The organism is Methylobacterium guangdongense (assembly GCF_038442355.1).
Lineage (GTDB): Bacteria > Pseudomonadota > Alphaproteobacteria > Rhizobiales > Beijerinckiaceae > Methylobacterium > Methylobacterium guangdongense.
This window is the reverse complement of record NZ_JBBXMX010000005.1, coordinates 39308-56307: the sequence shown is the minus strand read 5'-3', so window position 1 is coordinate 56307 and position 17000 is coordinate 39308. Positions and strand designations below refer to the sequence as shown.

Here is a 17000-nt window from a genome sequence, read left to right as displayed (position 1 = left end):
GCTGCGCGGCGTGGTTTTCCCTATGGGGAGATAGAACCGACGTGCATGCATCGTGCCGGGAGGGCCGTTCGCGGTTGCGGCGCGGCCGGGAACGGCCCTCCGGATCGTGCTCGACGCGCTCTCGTGCGCCGAGCCGGCATCCACCTCGGCGGAGAGCGCTTCAGCAGAGGCCGGCGGCACGGAGCACGTCGTGGGCGCGGATGATGTCGCGCAGCCGCTCCTCGAAGGAGCGGTCGCCGCCATTGGCGTCGGGGTGAAAGCGCTTCACCAGCACCTTGTACTGCGCCTTGATGGCGGCCGTGTCGGCGCCCTCCTCGAGGCCCATCACGTCCAGCGCCCGGCGCACCGTCGCCGAGTGGCGTGGCCTCTCCGGCTCGGGCTGGCGGGCGCGCCGCCGGGTATCGCCGACGCCCTCGCCGCGCAGGATGCCGAGCGGATCGACATAGGCCCAGTCGCGCGCCGGCTCGTCCGCCGGCTTGGCTTGGCCGCTCTTGTTCACGCCCATCGCCCAGGTCGGGCGATGGCCGATGATCGCGTCCTTCTGGTAGGCCTGCACGGCGGCGTCGTTCATGCCGTCGAAGTAATTGTAGGTCGCGTTGTAGGCGCGCACGTGGTCGATGCAGAAGCGCCAGTACTGGCCCTCCGCCTTCCGGCCCTTCGGCGCCCGGTACAGGCCCGGCTGCGCGCAGCCCGGACTCTCGCAAACGCCATCGGCCGCGGCCTTCGGCTCGTCGCAGGACGGTTTGATCCGGATGCTGTCGAACAGGCGCGAGTTGAGATCCATGACGGGCCGATTATGAGGGGGCGGACCAGAGACACAAGGGCGTCGGGCCTGATGACGCATGCGCGGGATCGGGCTTGACGGATGAGAGGGACGCGACGCGATGGCGGACGGGGCGAACGGGGGCGGTACGCTCCGGGATTGGATGGAGGCCCAGCTGCGGGAGCAACTGGCGCCGGAGCGGCTCGACGTGATCGACGAGTCGCATCTGCATGCGGGCCATTCCGGGGCCCGCCCGGGGGGCGAGACGCATTACCGGCTCGACATCGTCGCCTCCGCCTTCGCGGGCAAGAGCCGCGTCGAGCGGCACCGCTTGGTGAACGCGTTGATGGAGGAGGCGTTCAAGCGCGGCCTTCACGCCCTCGCGTTGCGGGCGCGCACGCCGGAAGAGGCGGCCTGAACTCCGGGGGCATCGACGCCGTTGGGAATGGCCGTCCGCGGATCACGAGAGACGATATGGCGATCCTGGTCCGTTGTCGCAGTCCCGCGCGCGCCGGTCACGACCCCGTCCGGAGGCCGCCATGTCGTTGCGGGTGACGCCGCGCATCGCCATTGCGGACGACGAGATCGAGATGTCGTTCCTGCGCGCATCCGGGGCGGGCGGCCAGAACGTCAACAAGGTCGAGACGGCGGTGCAGCTCCGCTGGGCGGTCCTTGCGTCGCCCTCCATCGATGAGCGGGTGAAGGCGAACCTCGTGCGCCTCGCCGGGCGGCGGATGACCAAGGACGGCGTCCTCGTGCTCACCGGGCAGCGGCATCGGACCCAGGAGCGCAACCGGGCCGAGATCCTGCAGCGGCTCGTCGACCTCGTGGCCGAAGCCGCCAAGCCGCCGCCGCCGATCCGCCGCCCGACGAAGCCCACCCGGGGCTCGCAGGAGCGGCGCATCGGCGCCAAGAAGAACCGCGCCACGATCAAGCAGGGGCGGGGCAACGTCCGGGATTCCGAGGGTTGACGAAGCCTTCGCACGTCGGGTCGCCCGCCGTCATGGATCTGTGAAGCCGCCACGGCCGACGCCCTTGACCTGGAGCGCGCTCCAACACGTACACCGCTCCGGCACCGACGAATCGTGCCGATGAAGATCAGCGACTTCTCCCGACGCAGCGGCCTCAGCATCGATACCCTTCGCTATTACGAGCGGATCGGCCTGCTGCCGCGCACCGCCCGCGACGGCGGCGGACGGCGCAGCTACGGGGCGGACGACCTCGCCTGGGCGTGCTTCCTCGGCAAGCTCCAGGCCATGGACATGCCGATCCGCGAGCGGCTCACCTACAGCCGCCTGCGGTCGGAGGGCGACGCCACCCTGGCCGCGCGGCGCGCCCTGCTCGAAGCGCACCGGGCGGCCCTCATCGCACGCCAGGAGGAGCTTCGCGGCCTGGTCGCGGCGCTCGACGCGAAGATCGCACATTACCGCGATCGCGAAACCCAGAGTGGAGACAGCCAATGATGGTCGATCAACGTACCGCGGGGGCCGGCGCGGCGCCGCTTCCGCCGGCCGAGGGATCCGCAAGTCCGGATCGCTACCAGCGTGGGCTCGACCAGCTCCGGGCCATCAGCGGGCCGCAGGGTGCCGCGGTGATCGACAGCCTGAACGACATCGCCCCCGACCTCGGCCGCTACATCGTCGAGTTCGCGTACGGCGACGTGTTCGCGCGCCCGGGCCTCGACGTGAAGACCCGGGAACTCGCCACGGTGGCGGCCCTGACCGCCATGGGCACGGCCGCGCCGCAGCTGAAGGTCCACATGCGGGCGGCCCTGCGTGTGGGGGCCTCGCGTCAGGAGATCGTCGAGACGGTGATGCAGATGATCCCGTATGCCGGATTCCCGGCGGCGCTCAACGCCATCGGCATCGCGCGGGATGCCTTCGCCGCGGAGTGAGCCCCGACAGGGCGGAGGCCGCGGGACGTCAGCGCCCCGCGACCCTCGGCCGGACGGCTCAATGGATCGCGTCGATCACCGCGGCCTTCGGGCTCGCGTCTGGTGCCGGCGACGAGCCCGCCACCAGGGTGCTGCCCGGCTTGGCGATGGTCAGCGCGATCGCGATCAGCGCCAGGATCGCCGCCAGGGCCGCCGGGAACAGGAAGGCCGATTCGCCGTAGCGCAGGTCGAGTAGCCCGCCGAGCACCGCGCCGGTGCTGAGGCCGGCCCAGAGCGGCGCCTGGATCCAGAATGACGGCGCCACCGTCCCGAGCAGCAGGTTGGCGCAGCCGGTGCCGAAGCGCACCACCGCGCCGGTGACGTAGGTCAGCGCGAGGGAGCGGCCGCCCTCGTCCTGCAGCGTCGCGTTCTGGAGCCCCAGCGCCAGCACGATCGGGTAGGCGTGGAGCGGATACGCGAAGGTGCCCCACGGCATCAGCAGCCCGCCCGCCAGCAGCAGCGCCTGGAGGGTCAGCAGCACGGCGAGACGCCAGCGCCCGACCCAGGCGGCGATCAGCGTCCCCAGGAAGGCCCCGAAGCAGAAGATGCAGATCGTGCTGGCGACCCGGGTGACGTTCTCCCAATCGGCATTGGCCACCGCCACGCCGAAGCGCGTGGTGTTGCCCGACATGAACGACATGAAGAGCTGGGAGAATTCCAGGAAGCCGATGGAATCGGCGCAGCCCGCCAGCATGGCCAACGCGATGGCGAAGGGGATGCGGGTCCGCGGATCGGCCGGGAAGGACTTGTCGGCCGGCGGTTCCGGCTTGCGCTCCGGTGTGCCAAGACCCGTCCGATTGCCATAATCCGCCATGCTGTTCCCCGATACAGCGGCCGCACCCGTCGCGACCGACTGACAATGGACGAATAGCGAGACCGTTTCATGCCGCGGTGCGGCGTAACACAACGACGCGGCCCGGCACCGGCAGCCCGGCCTCCCGCCGGACCCCGGCCGAACACAGGGTGAGGACTGCGAGGCTGGCTTCGGACGCGGCCTCCGCGACGTGGGAATCGGCATGGGCGTAGCGCCCATCGGCGCCCAGGACGGCGCCGGTCCCGTCATGGGACTGCACCGTGAAGGCCGCGAGCCCGCCCGGACGCAGGACGCGGCCGATCCCCGCCAGGACGGGGCCGAGATCCGCCACGTAGATCAGCACGTCGGCGGCGAGGCAGAGGTCTACGGAGCTTGCCGCGTCTCCGGCCAGGACCGCACCGAGTTCGCCCTCGACGAGGCGGTCGTAGAGCGGCCGGCCCTGCCAGGACTTGGCGCGCGCCAGGGCCAGCATCCCCGGCGAGAGGTCGACGCCCGTCAGGTGATCGACCCGCTCGCGGATCGCCGTGCCCATCAGGCCGGTGCCGCAGCCGAGATCGAGGGCCGTGCCGAAGCGCTCGGGCAGGCCGGGGAGGGCGTCTCGGATCAGGTCCGGCCCGACATAGGCGAGGCCCCCGACCAGATGGCGCTCGAAGCGCGGCGCGTAGCCGTCGAACAGGGCCTTCACGTAGGCGGGGGAGAGGGCCGGCAGGCCGTCGCCCGCGCCCAGGCGGACGAGCTGGGCCCGGACGCCCAACGTGTCGTCCGGATCGATGTCGAGGGCGCAGGCAAAGGCCCGGGCTGCCGCATCGCGCATCGGTGCATCGCCGCCCGCCGCCAGCCCCTCCCGCGCCCGGCCGAGCAGCAGCCAGGCCGGGGCGTAGCGCGGGGCGATCTCCAGAACCTGCTCGGCGAGATCCGCGGCGGCCGCGTGGTCGCCCTCGTCCAGGCAGGCCTCCGCGTAGCGATAGCGGCGGTCGGCGAGGAGGTCGCCGGAACTGTGCTGCGGGGCCATGCGTCTGCCGGTTCGGGGGCGCCACTATATCGGGGCCACCGGCGGACTCCACCGGCAGCACGGACCCGATGCCGATACGCGCCAGCGATCTCCTCACCCTGACCCGCGAGGGTCTCTACTGCCCCCTCGGGCGCTTCCACGTCGATCCGACCTGGCCGGTGGAGCGCGCGCTGATCACCCACGGCCATGCCGATCATGCCCGCTCCGGGCACACCCACGTGCTGGCGACGCCCGAGACCCTGCGGATCATGGCGGTGCGCTACGGCGCGGACTTTTGCCAACATCGGCAGGAGGCGCGCCTGGGCGAGGAGATCCGCGTCGGCGACGTCACCGTGCGCTTCGCCCCCGCGGGTCATGTCCTCGGCTCGGCCCAGATCGCGATCGAGCGGGAGGGCGCCCGGGTGGTGGTCTCGGGCGATTACAAGCGGGCGCCGGACCCGACCTGCCTGCCCTTCGAGGTGGTGCCCTGCGACGTGTTCATCACCGAGGCGACGTTCGGCCTGCCGGTCTTCACCCATCCCGACACGCGGGGCGAGGTGCGCAAGCTCCTCGACTCCGTCAGGCTGTTCCCGGAGCGCGCCCACATCGTCGGCGCCTACGCGCTCGGCAAGGCACAGCGGGTGATGGCGCTGCTGCGCGAGGAGGGCTGGGACCGGCCGATCCACCTCCACGGCGCGATGGAGAAGCTCACCGCCCTCTACAAGGAGGAGGGCATACCGCTGGGCGATACGCCGAAGGTGGTGGCGGCCGAGCGCAAGGACCTGCACGGGGCGATCGTGATCTGCCCGCCGTCGTCGATCCAGGATCTGTGGTCGCGGAAATTTCCCGACCCGGTGACCTGCTTCGCCTCCGGCTGGATGCGGGTGCGCGCCCGCGCCCGCCAGAAGGGCGTCGAGCTGCCGATGGTGATCTCCGACCATTCCGACTGGCCGGACCTGTGCCGCACCATCCGCGACACCGGCGCCGGGGAGGTCTGGGTGACGCACGGGCAGGAGGACGCGCTGGTCCACTGGTGCGGGACGGAAGGTATCCGGGCGAAGCCGCTGCATCTTTTAGGATATGGCGATGACGGCGAGGCCGAGCCCGCCCCCGCGGAGCCCGGCCCTGAGACGGAGGCGGCCGCGTGAACGAGTTCGCCCATCTCCTCGACCGCCTCGCCTACGAGCCCCGCCGCAACGCCAAGCTGCGGATGCTCCAGGATTATTTCACCCGCACGCCCGACCCGGAGCGCGGCTACGCCCTCGGCGCCATGACGGGGACGCTGAGCTTTCGTGAGGCGAAGCCGGCGCTGATCCGGGGGCTGGTGGAGGAGCGGATCGACCCCGTGCTGTTCCGGCTGTCGCACAATTACGTGGGCGATCTTGCGGAGACGACGGCGCTGATCTGGCCGACCCCGCGGGATCTCCCTCCCTCCTCTGCGGGGGAGGGTACCCTGCGCAGCAGGGGGGGGCGGGACGAAGTCCCGCAAGAGGGGAGCGCGGCTTCTGGAGATGGCGAGAGCCTTTATGAAGGTCGCGACCTCTCCAGCACCGTCGCTCCCCCCTCGCGGGACTTCGTCCCGACCCGACCCCCGCTGACGCGGGGGCCACCCGCCCCCACAGAAGGGGGAGGGGATCCGCCCGTAGGTCTCGGCCACAACAACCCGCCGCCCCACGTCCCGACCCTGGCCGAGGTCGTGGAAACCCTCGCCACCATCCCCAAGCGCGAACTCCCCCGGCACCTCGCCGACTGGCTCGACGCCCTCGACGAGACCGGGCGCTGGGCGCTGCTGAAGCTCGTCACCGGCAATCTCCGCGTCGGCGTCTCGGCGCGGCTCGCCAAGACGGCGGTCGGCGCCCTCGGGGGCCACGATGCCGATGCCGTCGAGGAGGTCTGGCACGGGCTGACGCCGCCCTTCGAGACCCTGTTCGCCTGGGTCGAGGGCCGGGCCGAGCGGCCCGAGACCCTGAACCCAGCCCCGTTCCGGCCGCCGATGCTGTCCCACCCGATCGAGGAGGAGGCCGACCTCGACAAGCTGGAGCCGGAGGCGTTCTCGGCCGAGTGGAAATGGGACGGGATCCGCGTCCAGCTCGTCGGCGGCCGCGACCGGGCCGGTGTGCAGGTCGGCAAGGTCTATTCCCGCACCGGCGAGGACATCACCGGGGCCTTCCCGGATCTCGCCGAGGCGATCAGCTTCACCGGCACACTCGACGGGGAATTGCTGATCCTGCGCGAGCGCCGGGTGCAGAGCTTTAACGTGCTCCAGCAGCGCCTCAACCGGAAAGCTGTCACGGCCAAGCTCCTGGAGGAATTCCCCGCCCATGTGCGGGCCTACGACCTGCTGACCCTCGACGGCGACGACCTGCGGGCCGACCCGTTCGTGGAGCGGCGGGCGAAGCTGGAGGCTCTGGTCACGCGCCTCGACCATGCCCGCATCGACATCTCGCCGCTCGTGCCCTTCGCCGACTGGGAGGCGCTCGCCGCCGCCCGGGCCGATCCGGCCTCGGTGGGGGCGGGCGAGGATGCCGAGGCGATCGAGGGCATCATGCTCAAGCGCCGCAACAGCCCCTACCTGCCGGGCCGCCCGAAGGGTCCGTGGTGGAAGTGGAAGCGCGAGCCCCACATCGTCGACGCCGTGATGATGTATGCCCAGCGCGGCCACGGGAAGCGCTCGTCCTTCTACTCGGACTACACGTTCGGGGTCTGGCGGGCGGCGCCCGAGGGTGGCGACGAGCTGGTGCCGGTCGGCAAGGCCTATCACGGCTTCACCGATGCCGAACTGGCCAAGCTCGACCGCTACGTCCGCAACAACACCACCAAGCGATTCGGCCCGGTGCGCGAGGTTGCCCATGGGCGCGAGGCGGGGCTCGTGCTGGAAATCGCGTTCGAAGGGGTGCAGCGCTCGACTCGGCATAAGTCGGGCGTGGCGATGCGCTTCCCCCGGGTCAGCCGGATCCGCTGGGACAAGCCCCCCGCGGAGGCCGACCGGATCGACGTGCTGGAACGCATCCTCGCCCGGGGCGAGCGCGAGGTCGCGCCGGGTGCAACCCTACTGGAGAAGGCCGGATGAGGCAGGGCAGTGGGCAGGGCAGTGGGCAGGGGAAGATCGGTCCGGTGGAGATGCTGGCCTCCGGCGCGGTGGAACGCCACGCCAGCGGGCGGCTCACCATCGGGACGGCGGGGCAGGGGTTTACGGACTTCACCGACGCGGTGGCGGCGTTCGTCCGCGACAGCGGGATCCGGGGCGGGCTGGTGACGGTGTTCTGCCGGCATACGTCGGCCTCGCTCACCATCCAGGAGAACGCGGATCCCGACGTCCAGACCGACCTGATGACCGCCCTCGACGGGTTCGCGCCGCGCCACGCCGGCTACGTCCACGGCGCCGAGGGGCCGGACGACATGCCGGCCCATATCCGCACGCTGGTGACCGATTCGGCCCTGACCATCCCCCTGGTCGACGGCCGGCTGGCGCTGGGCACATGGCAGGGAATCTACCTGATCGAGCACCGCGACCGGCCGCACCGGCGGGAGATCGTGCTGAGCGCGATCGGTGCGTGACTGGAGTCCCAGTCGGACCGATCGGCAACAGCCGGCAACACACCGGCGGTTAACCATGCCGTGCCCATGATCCCTGTCGGATGGAGTCTTGCGGCTCCGACCCACGGAGACCCCGATGAGCCTCTACGCCGCGCTCGCGAACTCGATTTCCGGCGCCTCGGCCCAGTCGCTGGCGCTCAACAACATCTCGGGCAACATCGCCAACACGCAGACGGCGGGGTTCAAGACCACCGAGACGCACTTCGCCGACATGCTGGCGCAGACGCAGCGCGGGCCGCAGCAGGCGGGCGGCGTGGCCAGCAGCACGCGCGACACGCTCGGCATCCAGGGCACGATGCAATCCACCGGGGTCTCGACCAACCTCGGCATCTCGGGCAACGGCTACTTCATCGTCCGGGCCAACACCGGCACCGACCAGAGCCCGACCTTCACCGGCCAGACCGCCTACACGCGGCGCGGCGACTTCGCCCCGGATGCCAACGGCTACCTCGTCAACGGCGCCGGCTACTACCTGTTCGCGGGCCCCTCGGCCAACGCACCGGTCACGGTGCCGACCGGCGCCAACACCCTGGCGGACCTGTCGGTCTCGTCCGCCGGCACGATCACCGGCACCGCCGCGAATGGCAGCACCGTGCCGCTCGGCACCCTGACGCTGGCGCAGTTCGGCACGCAGGAGAACCTGACCTCCCTCGACGGCGGCGCCTACGTGGCCAACGGCCAGTCCGAGACGCCGAGCTACGGCCTCAACGGCGCGACCCTGCGGGCCGGCGCGGTGGAGCAATCGAATGCCGGCATCGCGGACCAGTTCTCGAAGATGATCGAGACCCAGCAGGCCTACACGGCCAACACCAAGGTGATGAGCACCGCCGACCAGATGCTGCAGGACGCCATCTCGATGTATGCGTGACGGCCGAGTCTGACCGAAGGTTCGGGGTTTCCAAAGGGCAAGCCCTTTGGCGGGTTCTCAGGCAAAGACTTGAGAAATCTGGCCCTGAGATGTTCACCAGGGCTCCGCCCTGGACCCGCGAAAGGTCTCGACCTTTCGAAACCACGACTGGAGCCCTCCACGCGACGTCAGAGGATCTTGAGCGGGTCCTTCTCGGGCGGGGGCGGCGCCACGTCGGTACGGTTCCACCAGCCGCCGCCGAGGGCCACGAACAGCGCCGCCGTGTCGGCGTACTGCGTGGCCCGCGCGGCCGCCGAGGTGACCAGCGCCGAGAGGTAACCCTGCTGGGCGATCAGCACCTGCGAGGAGGTGACGGCGCCCGCGGTGTACTGCTTGCGGATCAGCCCGAGGCTCTGGTTGGTGGCGCTCACCGCGGCATCGGCGGCCGCCACAGCCTTGGCGTCGGCCTGGAGCGCCCGCAGGGCGTCGGCGACGTTCTGGAAGGCGGTGATCACCGTCGCCTTGTACTGCGCCTGAGCCTGGGTCAGCGATTCCTCGGCGGCCCGCTGGCGGCGGAACAGGGTGCCGGCGTCGAAGATCGGCGCGGTCGCCTGCCCGATGATGGTGAAGAAGGCCGCACTCGGATTGGTCAGCTGCGCGATCCGCGTGGCGCTCGATCCGCCGGTCGCCGTCAGGCTGAACTGCGGCAGGCGGTTCGCCAGGGCGACGCCGACATTCGCGCTCGCCTGCTGCACCAGGGCTTCCGCCGCCTTCACGTCGGGCCGCTGCTGCACCAGCCGCGAAGGCAGGCTCACCGGCAGCCGGTTCGGCAGGCGCAGGGCCGAGAGCTCGAAGGTCTCGCTCACCTCATCCGAGGGCAGCCGCCCGGCGAGCGCGGTCAGCAGGTTGCGCTGCTGGGCGAGCGCCTTCTCCAGCGGCGGCAGGAGCTGCTGCGACAGGGCCAGCGCCGCCTGCTGCTGCACCACGTCGGCGCCCGCGATCTGCCCCAGCGAGAGCTGCTTGTTGTAGAGCTGCAGGATCTCGGTCTGCGCCTGGATGACCCGGCGGGTCGCCTCGATCTGCGCGCGCAGGGACGCCTCTTGAACCGCGGCCGCCACCACATTGCCGGTCAGGCTGAGATAGGCCGCCTCCAGCTGGAAGCGCTGATTCTCGGCGGTGGCCTCGAGCGATTCGATCCCGCGCCGGTTCCCGCCGAACACGTCCGGATTGTACGAGACCACCGCCTGCGGGGTGGAGAGGCTGTAGAGGTACTGGAACTGGTTCTGCAGGGGCGATTGCAGGTCGAGGCCCGGCGCGAGGGCGCCCTGGATCTGTGGGGTCGCGGTCAGGCTCGGGTAGAGCGTGCCCTTCTGGGCCAGCACGTTCTGCTGGGCCACCCGCAGCGAGGCCTGCGCGGCTTCGAGGTTCGGGTTGTTGGCGAGCGCCTGCTCGACGAGGCGGTTCAGGGCCTTGGAATGGAACAGCGTCCACCACGCGCCGGGGATGTCGGCGCCGGACACGAAGCTCTGATCGGCCGAGCCGCCCTGGCGGGTGCGGACGGCATCGGCGGCTGAAGGGTTCCTCAGCGGCTCCCGGGTGTAGCGGCTGACCGGCGGATCCTCCGGCGGCACGTAGTTCGGGCCGACCGCGCAGGCCGACAGGGACAGGAACGCGGCGAGCCCGCCCACTGCCCGTCCGCACCGTTTCGGCGCACGCATCACCATTCCGCCCCCGGAAGCCTCACTCCGGTAGAGCGACGCGGAGCCCATCCAAGTCAATGCAGCGGTCCCCAGATGGCGCGCGCGGGTGGTTCGTTGTGGCGTGCCTGCAACGAGCCGCATCCGCGTTGTCAGCCGGCTCACGCGGCGGCCCGATGCGCGGGCCGCGCCAGCGCGTCCGGGTTCGGCTTGCGGCGGGAGAACAGGGAGATCAGCACCGGCACGATCACAAGAATGAGGGCCGGCGCCAGGATGATGCCGCCGACCACCACCAGTGCCAGGGGTTTCTGCACCTGCGAGCCGATGCCGGTGGAGATCGCCGCCGGCAGCAGGCCGACGCAGGCGGCCACGCAGGTCATCATCACCGGGCGCATGCGCACCACGGCGGCGTTCCAGACCGCCTCCTGCTTCCGCCAGCCCTCGTCGAGGAGCTGGTTGTAGTAGGCCAGCAGGATCACGCCCTCCATGGTCGAGATGCCGAACAGGGCGATGAAGCCGATCGCCGCCGAGATCGAGAACGGCGTGCCGGTCAGCGACAGGGCGAAGATGCCGCCGATCATCGCCATCGGGATCACCGACAGCGTCAGCAGCATGTCGGCCACCGAGGAGAAGTTGATGTAGAGGAGCAGCGCGATCAGCAGCAGGGTGATCGGCACCACGAGACTCAGCCGGTGCGCCGCCTCCTGCAGGTTGGTGAACTGCCCGACCCATTCCAGCCGGTAGCCCGGCGGCAGGTCCACCGCCTCGGCGACCTTGCGCTGCGCCTCGATCACCGCGCTGCCGAGGTCGCGCCCGCGGACCGAGAACTTCACCGGGATGTAGCGCTCCTGGTCCTCGCGGTAGATGAACGAAGCGCCCGAGACGAGGTCGACATCGGCGATCTCGGAGAGCGGCACCTGGATCACGCCGCCGTTCGGGTTCTGGGCGCCGACCGCGATGTTGCGGATGCCGGCGAGCGAGGAGCGGTACTCCTTGGCCAGCCGCACCCGCATCGGGAAGTGCCGGTCCGAGCCGTACTCGTAGAGATCGCCCGCGGTCTGGCCGCCGATCGCCGCCTGGATCGTGGTGTTCACGTCGCCGATCGACAGGCCGTAGCGGGCCGCCTTGTGCCGGTCCACGTCGATCCGCACCGTCGGCTGGCCGAGCGACTCGAACACCGACAGGTCGGTGATGCCCTGGACCGTGCCGAGCGCCGCCTTCACGGCATTGGCGGTCTTGGTCAGCTGCACGAGGTCGTTGCCGTAGATCTTGACCGAGTTCTCGCCCTTCACGCCCGAGGCCGCCTCCTGGACGTTGTCCTCGATATACTGGGAGAAATTGAACTCGATCCCGGGAAACTCCGATTCCAGCTGCTTGCTCAGATTGGCGATCAGGGTCTCCTTCTCGAGGCCCTTGCGCCACTGGTCGATCGGCTTCAGCGGCGCCAGGATCTCGACGTTGAAGAAGCCCGTGGCGTCGGTGCCGTCGTTCGGCCGGCCCTGGTGCGAGAGCACGGTGACGACCTCCGGCACCTCCTGGAAGATCTTGCGCATGCGCTGGACGTAGGCGTTGCCGGCCTCGAGCGAGATCGAGGACGGCATGGTGCCGCGCACGTAGAGGTTGCCTTCCTCCAGGCGCGGCAGGAATTCCAGGCCGAGGTTGCGCGCCGCGAGACCGGAGACCAGCAGCACCACCAGCATCACGCCGAGCGCCAGGATCCGATTCCGGAGGCCGAAGCGCAGGGCCGCCTCGTGGCCGACGCGCAGCACCCGTACGATCAGGGTGTCGCGCTCCTCCAGGTTCTTGGGCAGCATCAGCGCCGAGAGGGCGGGCGAGACCGTGAAGGTCGCGAGCAACCCGCCGATCAGCGCGTACGCGTAGGTCTTGGCCATCGGCCCGAAGATGTGGCCCTCGACACCGGTCATCGTGAACAGGGGCAGGAAGCCCACGATGATGATGGTGGCCGAGAAGAAGATCGCCCGGTTCACCTCGCGTCCGGCGATCGCGATCGTGCCGAGCCGCCCCGTGAGTCCTGCGGGGGGCGCCTCGCCCTTCACGTGATCGGGCTCGGCGATGTGGCGAAAGACGTTCTCGACCATGATGACGGTGGCGTCGACGATCAGGCCGAAATCGATCGCGCCGAGGGACAGGAGGTTCGCGGAATCGCCGCGCACGACGAGGATCAGGATCGCGAAGCCCAGCGCGAAGGGGATCGTCGCCGCCACGATGATCGCGCTGGTCAGCGAGCCGAGGAACAGCCACTGCACCACGAAGACCAGCACCACGCCGAAGACGAGGTTGTGCATCACCGTGTGGGTGGTGGTGTGGATCAGGCCGGAGCGGTCGTAGATCCGCTCGATCTTCACGTCGGGCGGCAGGATCGTGGAGCTGTTGATCTTGTCGATCTCGGCCTCGACCCGCTCCAGCGTCGGCAGGCTCTTGCCGCCGCGGGTCATGAGCACGATGCCCTCGACGATATCGGGCTGGTCGTCGTGGCCGACGATGCCGAGGCGCGGGGCGTTCGACACGCGCACCTCCGCCACGTCCCGCACCAGCACCGGGGTGCCGTTGACGAGGCTGATCATCGTGTCCTTGATGTCGTCCATGTCGCGGATCAGGCCGATGCCGCGCACCACGGCCGATTGCTGGCCGACATTCAGCGTCTGCCCGCCGACGTTGATCGAGGCGTTGTTGAGCGCCGTGGTCAGCTGGACGAGGGTCAGGCCCTGCGCCTGCAGGCGGTTCAGGTCGACCGCGATCTCGTATTCCTTGGCCTTGCCGCCGAAGGCGGTCACGTCGACCACCCCGGGGATCGCCTTGAACCGGCGCTGCAGCACCCAGTCCTGCAGGGTCTTCATGTCCATCGGCGAGTAGCCCGCCGGGCCGACCAGCTTGTAGCGCATGATCTCGCCCACGGGGCTCGTCGGCGAGATCTGCGGCGTGGCGCCGTTCGGCAGGGTCGGGGCCTGCGACAGGCGGTTGAGCACCCGCTGCAGCGCCTCCTCGTACGTGTACTCGTAGTTGAACTGCACCTTCACGTCGGACAGGCCGAACAGCGAGATGGTGCGCACCACCTGGGCGTTCGGGATGCCGGCGAGCGCCACCTCGAGCGGGATCGTGATGTAGCGCTCGATCTCGTCGGCGGATTGCCCCGGGTTCTGGGTGATCACGTCGACCAGCGGCGGCACCGGGTCGGGATAGGCCTCGATGTTGAGCTGCGTGTAGGCGCCGTAGCCGATGCCCAGCATCACCACGAACAGCAGCACCACCAGCACGCGCTGGCGCAGCGAGAAGGCGATCAGGGCGTTCATCGGACCGGATCCTCGCTCAGGACGCCTTGTCGCCGCTGGCCGCCCGGTCGATGAACAGGGCGCCGCGGGTCACGACCTGCTCGCCCGCCTTCAGCCCGTCGACCACCTGGGCGCTGTCGCCGTTGATCAGCCCGAGCTTGATGTCGCGCGCCTCGACCGCCCCGTCGGGCCGCGCCACCCAGACATGGGTGCGGTCGCCCTCGTACACGATCGCGGCCACCGGAATGCTCGGGCTCGGCTCGCCCTTGCCGGTGATGATCGTGAAGGTGGCGAACATCTCCGGGCGCAGCACCCGGTCGGGGTTGTCGACCTCGCTCCGCACCGCGAGCCGGCGCGTCGCCGGGTCGAGGCTGGAGGCCATGTAGTTCACCCGGGCCTTGAACACCCGCGTGCCGAAGCCCGCGACCTTCGCCTCGACCTCCTGGCCGATGCGGATGCGCGGGATCTCGCTCTCGCGCACGTTGGCCACGAGCCAGACCGTGGACAGGTCGCCGATCACGAAGACCGGATCGCTGGAGGCGGAGAGATACTGCCCGATGCCGACCTTGCGCTGGACGATCGTGCCGGCGATCGGGGCCCGGATCTGGGTCTCCGGGCTCATCGTGCCCTTCTTCTCGAAGGCGGCGATCTCGGCGTCGGTCTTGCCGAGCAGGCGCAGGCGGTTCTTCACCGCGTCGAGCGCCGCCTCGGCGGTCTTCAGGTCGCTCTGGGCGGCGATCACGTCGTTCTGGGCCGACTGGTAATCCTTCAGCGCCGTCGCGTGCGCCTGGAACAGCTCCTGCTGGCGCTGCGCGATGGTCTGGTCGAGCTTCAGCAAGGCCTGCTGTTTCCCGAGGTTGTTCAGCGCCGCCTGATAGTCGTTCTGCGCCTGGACCATATCGGTGGCCTCCAGCGTCAGCAGTACGTCGCCGGCCTTCACGTCGTCGCCCGCCCGGACCAGCACCTTGGTGACGCGGCCCGCATAGGGTGAGACCACCGGCACGTTGTCGTCGTCGTTCAGCGCGATGCGCCCCTCGGCCGCCCCCTCCGGGCGGAACACCTGCGTGGCCACCGGCAGGATCTCGAAGGCGGCGCGCTGCTCCTTGGAGGGTCGGAACACCCGCTCCACCGGGCCGGCCTTCACGGCGTCGATGCCCGGATCGGGATTGCTCGAACCGCCGAACAGACTCGCCACCGAGCCGGCGACGCCCGCGGCGGTCTCCCGGGCCCGATCCGGGAAGGCGAGGGCGAGGCCGCCCAGGGCCGCCAGCAGCACGATGAGGACGAGAGGCCCGGTCCACCGGCGACCGCGCGGCGGCGCCAGGGCAGTCTCGTCCTGTTCCAGCGGGTTTCGGGCGTCCATGAGCGTGTTCTTCTGCGTCCGGACGAAGAGACCGGTCTGGCTGAGGCGGATACGATTCGCGCGGAACGCCGCCCGTATCAATGCGATCGCTGGTGCTTTTCTATGGCGGACCGCGCGGGTGTTCCGCTGCGGCGTCCCGTGCCTAGAGCAAAGCTTGCCCGACGTGCAATCGATTGGCGGCCCCGGTCGCGAAACCGTGTGGCTCCGTCTTCCTTTGCGGGGATTTGTTACAATATGACAACGATCGTGGGCCCAGCCTTGCCCGATCCGCCGTCACACCGCGAAGATGCCGTCATGACCGACACGCGCTCTGCCCCCGCCCAAGCCGGCATCCAAGCTGGATCGACCTCCGGCAAGATCCCGGTGACCGTGCTCACCGGTTATCTCGGCGCCGGAAAGACCACGCTCCTCAACCGGATTCTCACCGAGAACCACGGCAAGCGCTATGCCGTGATCGTCAACGAGTTCGGCGAGATCGGCATCGACAACGACCTCGTGGTCGGCGCCGACGAGGAAGTGTTCGAGATGAACAACGGCTGCGTCTGCTGCACGGTGCGCGGCGACCTGATCCGAATCATGGACGGGTTGGTGAAGCGCCGGGGCAAGTTCGACGCGATCATCGTGGAGACCACGGGGCTGGCCGACCCGGCGCCGGTGGCCCAGACTTTCTTCGTCGATCAGGACGTGGGCGAGGCCGCCCGCCTCGACGCCGTTGTGACGGTGGCGGACGCCAAGTGGCTCACCGACCGCCTGAAGGACGCCCCCGAGGCCAAGAACCAGATCGCCTTCGCGGACGTGATCCTGCTCAACAAGAGCGACCTCGTGGCGCCGGCCGACCTCGACCGGGTCGAGGCCGAGATCCGCGCCATCAATCCGCTGGCCAAGCTGCACCGGACGCAGAACTGCGCCGTACCCCTCGACGCCGTGCTGGAGCGCAACGCCTTCGACCTCGACCGCATCCTCGAAGTGGAGCCCGACTTCCTGGAGGAGGGGCACCACCATCACCACGATTCCGAGATCCGCTCGATCTCGGCGAAGATCGAGGGGGAGGTCGATCCGGACAAGTTCATGCCCTGGATCTCGAACCTGACGCAGGTCCAGGGGCCCGACATCCTGCGCTGCAAGGGAATCGTGGCCTTCCCGAACGAGCCGAAGCGCTTCGTCTTCCAGGGCGTCCACATGATCCTCGACGGGGACGTGCAGGGCGATTGGGGCAAGGACGAGAGGCGGGTGTCCCGGGTGGTGTTCATCGGGCGGAACCTCGACGAGGCGGCGATCCGGGAGGGGTTCGAGGCCTGCCGGGTGTGAGGGGCTGAAGGATGGCGGTCTGAGACGAGGGGGCCTCCCCCGCAGGGGTTATCTGTCCACATCTCCAGGTTAGACGCCGACGCTTGCGACTGAGCGCGACGCGCCCCCTCTCCCGTGCGGGAGAGGGTTGGGGTGAGGGCTGCGAAGTCTCAGAACCGGGCGCGCCATCAACGCGGGAAAGGTTGAGTCTCTTCCTGGGAGTTCTCATCCCTCACCCTGTCCCTCTCCCGTGCGGGAGAGGGGACCCGCGCTCGATCCTGAAGCCCGTTGGCGAAGCGGACCTGTGAGTTGGCAAGCCGGCGGAATGGGGATCGACGCCTCCTGGATCTCATCTCCAAAGCCGTCGACACCCCTGTTTCGGCCCCGAAGCCGATTCTCAACGATTGAATGTCACCCT

General features: G+C 69.7%; 15 protein-coding genes. 9 read left to right on the top strand and 6 right to left on the bottom strand.

Annotated elements, in window-relative coordinates:
• Positions 1–160: 160 nt before the first annotated feature.
• The gene (locus AAHG09_RS12145; RefSeq protein ID WP_342107472.1) at positions 161–784 is read right to left on the bottom strand and encodes a J domain-containing protein; all 624 of its coding nucleotides are present in this window, start codon (positions 782–784) and stop codon (positions 161–163) included.
• Positions 785–884: 100 nt separating this feature from the next.
• On the opposite strand from AAHG09_RS12145, the gene AAHG09_RS12140 reads away from it, so the two are divergent.
• The 4 genes from AAHG09_RS12140 to AAHG09_RS12125 all read left to right on the top strand — a co-directional run bounded on the left by AAHG09_RS12140 (position 885) and on the right by AAHG09_RS12125 (position 2657).
• A complete protein-coding gene (locus tag AAHG09_RS12140; protein ID WP_342107471.1) occupies positions 885–1181 on the top strand; it encodes a BolA family protein in 297 nt (98 codons plus the stop codon).
• A gap of 121 nt (positions 1182–1302) precedes the next feature.
• Positions 1303–1734 carry an alternative ribosome rescue aminoacyl-tRNA hydrolase ArfB gene (gene arfB, locus AAHG09_RS12135; protein WP_342107470.1) on the top strand — a complete coding sequence of 144 codons (432 nt, stop codon included), beginning with the start codon at positions 1303–1305 and terminating at the stop codon, positions 1732–1734.
• Between the two features lie 120 nt (positions 1735–1854).
• Positions 1855–2226, top strand: coding sequence for a MerR family transcriptional regulator (locus AAHG09_RS12130; RefSeq protein ID WP_342107469.1), 372 nt, complete (start codon positions 1855–1857; stop codon positions 2224–2226).
• Positions 2226–2657 (top strand): carboxymuconolactone decarboxylase family protein, encoded by a 432-nt coding sequence (locus AAHG09_RS12125; RefSeq protein WP_412760033.1) that lies wholly within the window; start codon positions 2226–2228, stop codon positions 2655–2657. Before AAHG09_RS12130 ends, AAHG09_RS12125 begins: the two co-directional genes overlap by 1 nt.
• A gap of 58 nt (positions 2658–2715) precedes the next feature.
• On the opposite strand, the gene AAHG09_RS12120 is transcribed toward AAHG09_RS12125, so the two are convergent.
• Both AAHG09_RS12120 and AAHG09_RS12115 read right to left on the bottom strand, forming a co-directional pair.
• On the bottom strand, positions 2716–3510 hold the full coding sequence (locus tag AAHG09_RS12120; protein WP_342107467.1) for a YoaK family protein: 795 nt from the start codon (positions 3508–3510) through the stop codon (positions 2716–2718).
• Positions 3511–3577: 67 nt separating this feature from the next.
• Entirely contained in the window at positions 3578–4522 is a 945-nt protein-coding gene (locus AAHG09_RS12115; protein ID WP_342107465.1) for a class I SAM-dependent DNA methyltransferase, read from the bottom strand.
• 68 nt (positions 4523–4590) lie between these two features.
• Here AAHG09_RS12115 and AAHG09_RS12110 point away from each other — a divergent pair, with 68 nt between their 5' ends.
• From AAHG09_RS12110 to AAHG09_RS12095, 4 genes are all read left to right on the top strand, one after another.
• Positions 4591–5649, top strand: a complete 1059-nt coding sequence (locus AAHG09_RS12110) for a ligase-associated DNA damage response exonuclease (RefSeq protein ID WP_342107464.1) — start codon at positions 4591–4593, stop codon at positions 5647–5649.
• On the top strand, positions 5646–7571 hold the full coding sequence (locus AAHG09_RS12105) for a cisplatin damage response ATP-dependent DNA ligase (RefSeq protein ID WP_342107463.1): 1926 nt from the start codon (positions 5646–5648) through the stop codon (positions 7569–7571). The genes AAHG09_RS12110 and AAHG09_RS12105 overlap by 4 nt, the downstream gene beginning before the upstream one ends.
• Positions 7568–8059, top strand: coding sequence for a secondary thiamine-phosphate synthase enzyme YjbQ (locus tag AAHG09_RS12100; RefSeq protein WP_342107462.1), 492 nt, complete (start codon positions 7568–7570; stop codon positions 8057–8059). The genes AAHG09_RS12105 and AAHG09_RS12100 overlap by 4 nt, the downstream gene beginning before the upstream one ends.
• 115 nt (positions 8060–8174) lie before the next feature.
• Complete coding sequence (locus AAHG09_RS12095) at positions 8175–8966, top strand: flagellar hook basal-body protein (protein WP_342107461.1); 792 nt, start codon at positions 8175–8177, stop codon at positions 8964–8966.
• 167 nt (positions 8967–9133) lie between these two features.
• Here AAHG09_RS12095 and AAHG09_RS12090 read toward each other — a convergent pair whose 3' ends face one another.
• The 3 genes from AAHG09_RS12090 to AAHG09_RS12080 form a co-directional block, all read right to left on the bottom strand.
• The gene (locus AAHG09_RS12090) at positions 9134–10669 is read right to left on the bottom strand and encodes an efflux transporter outer membrane subunit (RefSeq protein WP_412760030.1); all 1536 of its coding nucleotides are present in this window, start codon (positions 10667–10669) and stop codon (positions 9134–9136) included.
• Positions 10670–10803: 134 nt separating this feature from the next.
• Positions 10804–13953, bottom strand: coding sequence for an efflux RND transporter permease subunit (locus AAHG09_RS12085; protein WP_342107459.1), 3150 nt, complete (start codon positions 13951–13953; stop codon positions 10804–10806).
• Positions 13954–13969: 16 nt separating this feature from the next.
• Positions 13970–15295: an efflux RND transporter periplasmic adaptor subunit gene (locus AAHG09_RS12080; protein WP_342107458.1), complete on the bottom strand. Its 1326-nt coding sequence runs from the start codon at positions 15293–15295 to the stop codon at positions 13970–13972.
• 294 nt (positions 15296–15589) lie between these two features.
• Between AAHG09_RS12080 and AAHG09_RS12075 the strand changes: the two genes are divergently transcribed.
• Positions 15590–16603 carry a CobW family GTP-binding protein gene (locus AAHG09_RS12075; RefSeq protein WP_342107457.1) on the top strand — a complete coding sequence of 338 codons (1014 nt, stop codon included), beginning with the start codon at positions 15590–15592 and terminating at the stop codon, positions 16601–16603.
• Positions 16604–17000 lie beyond the last annotated feature (397 nt).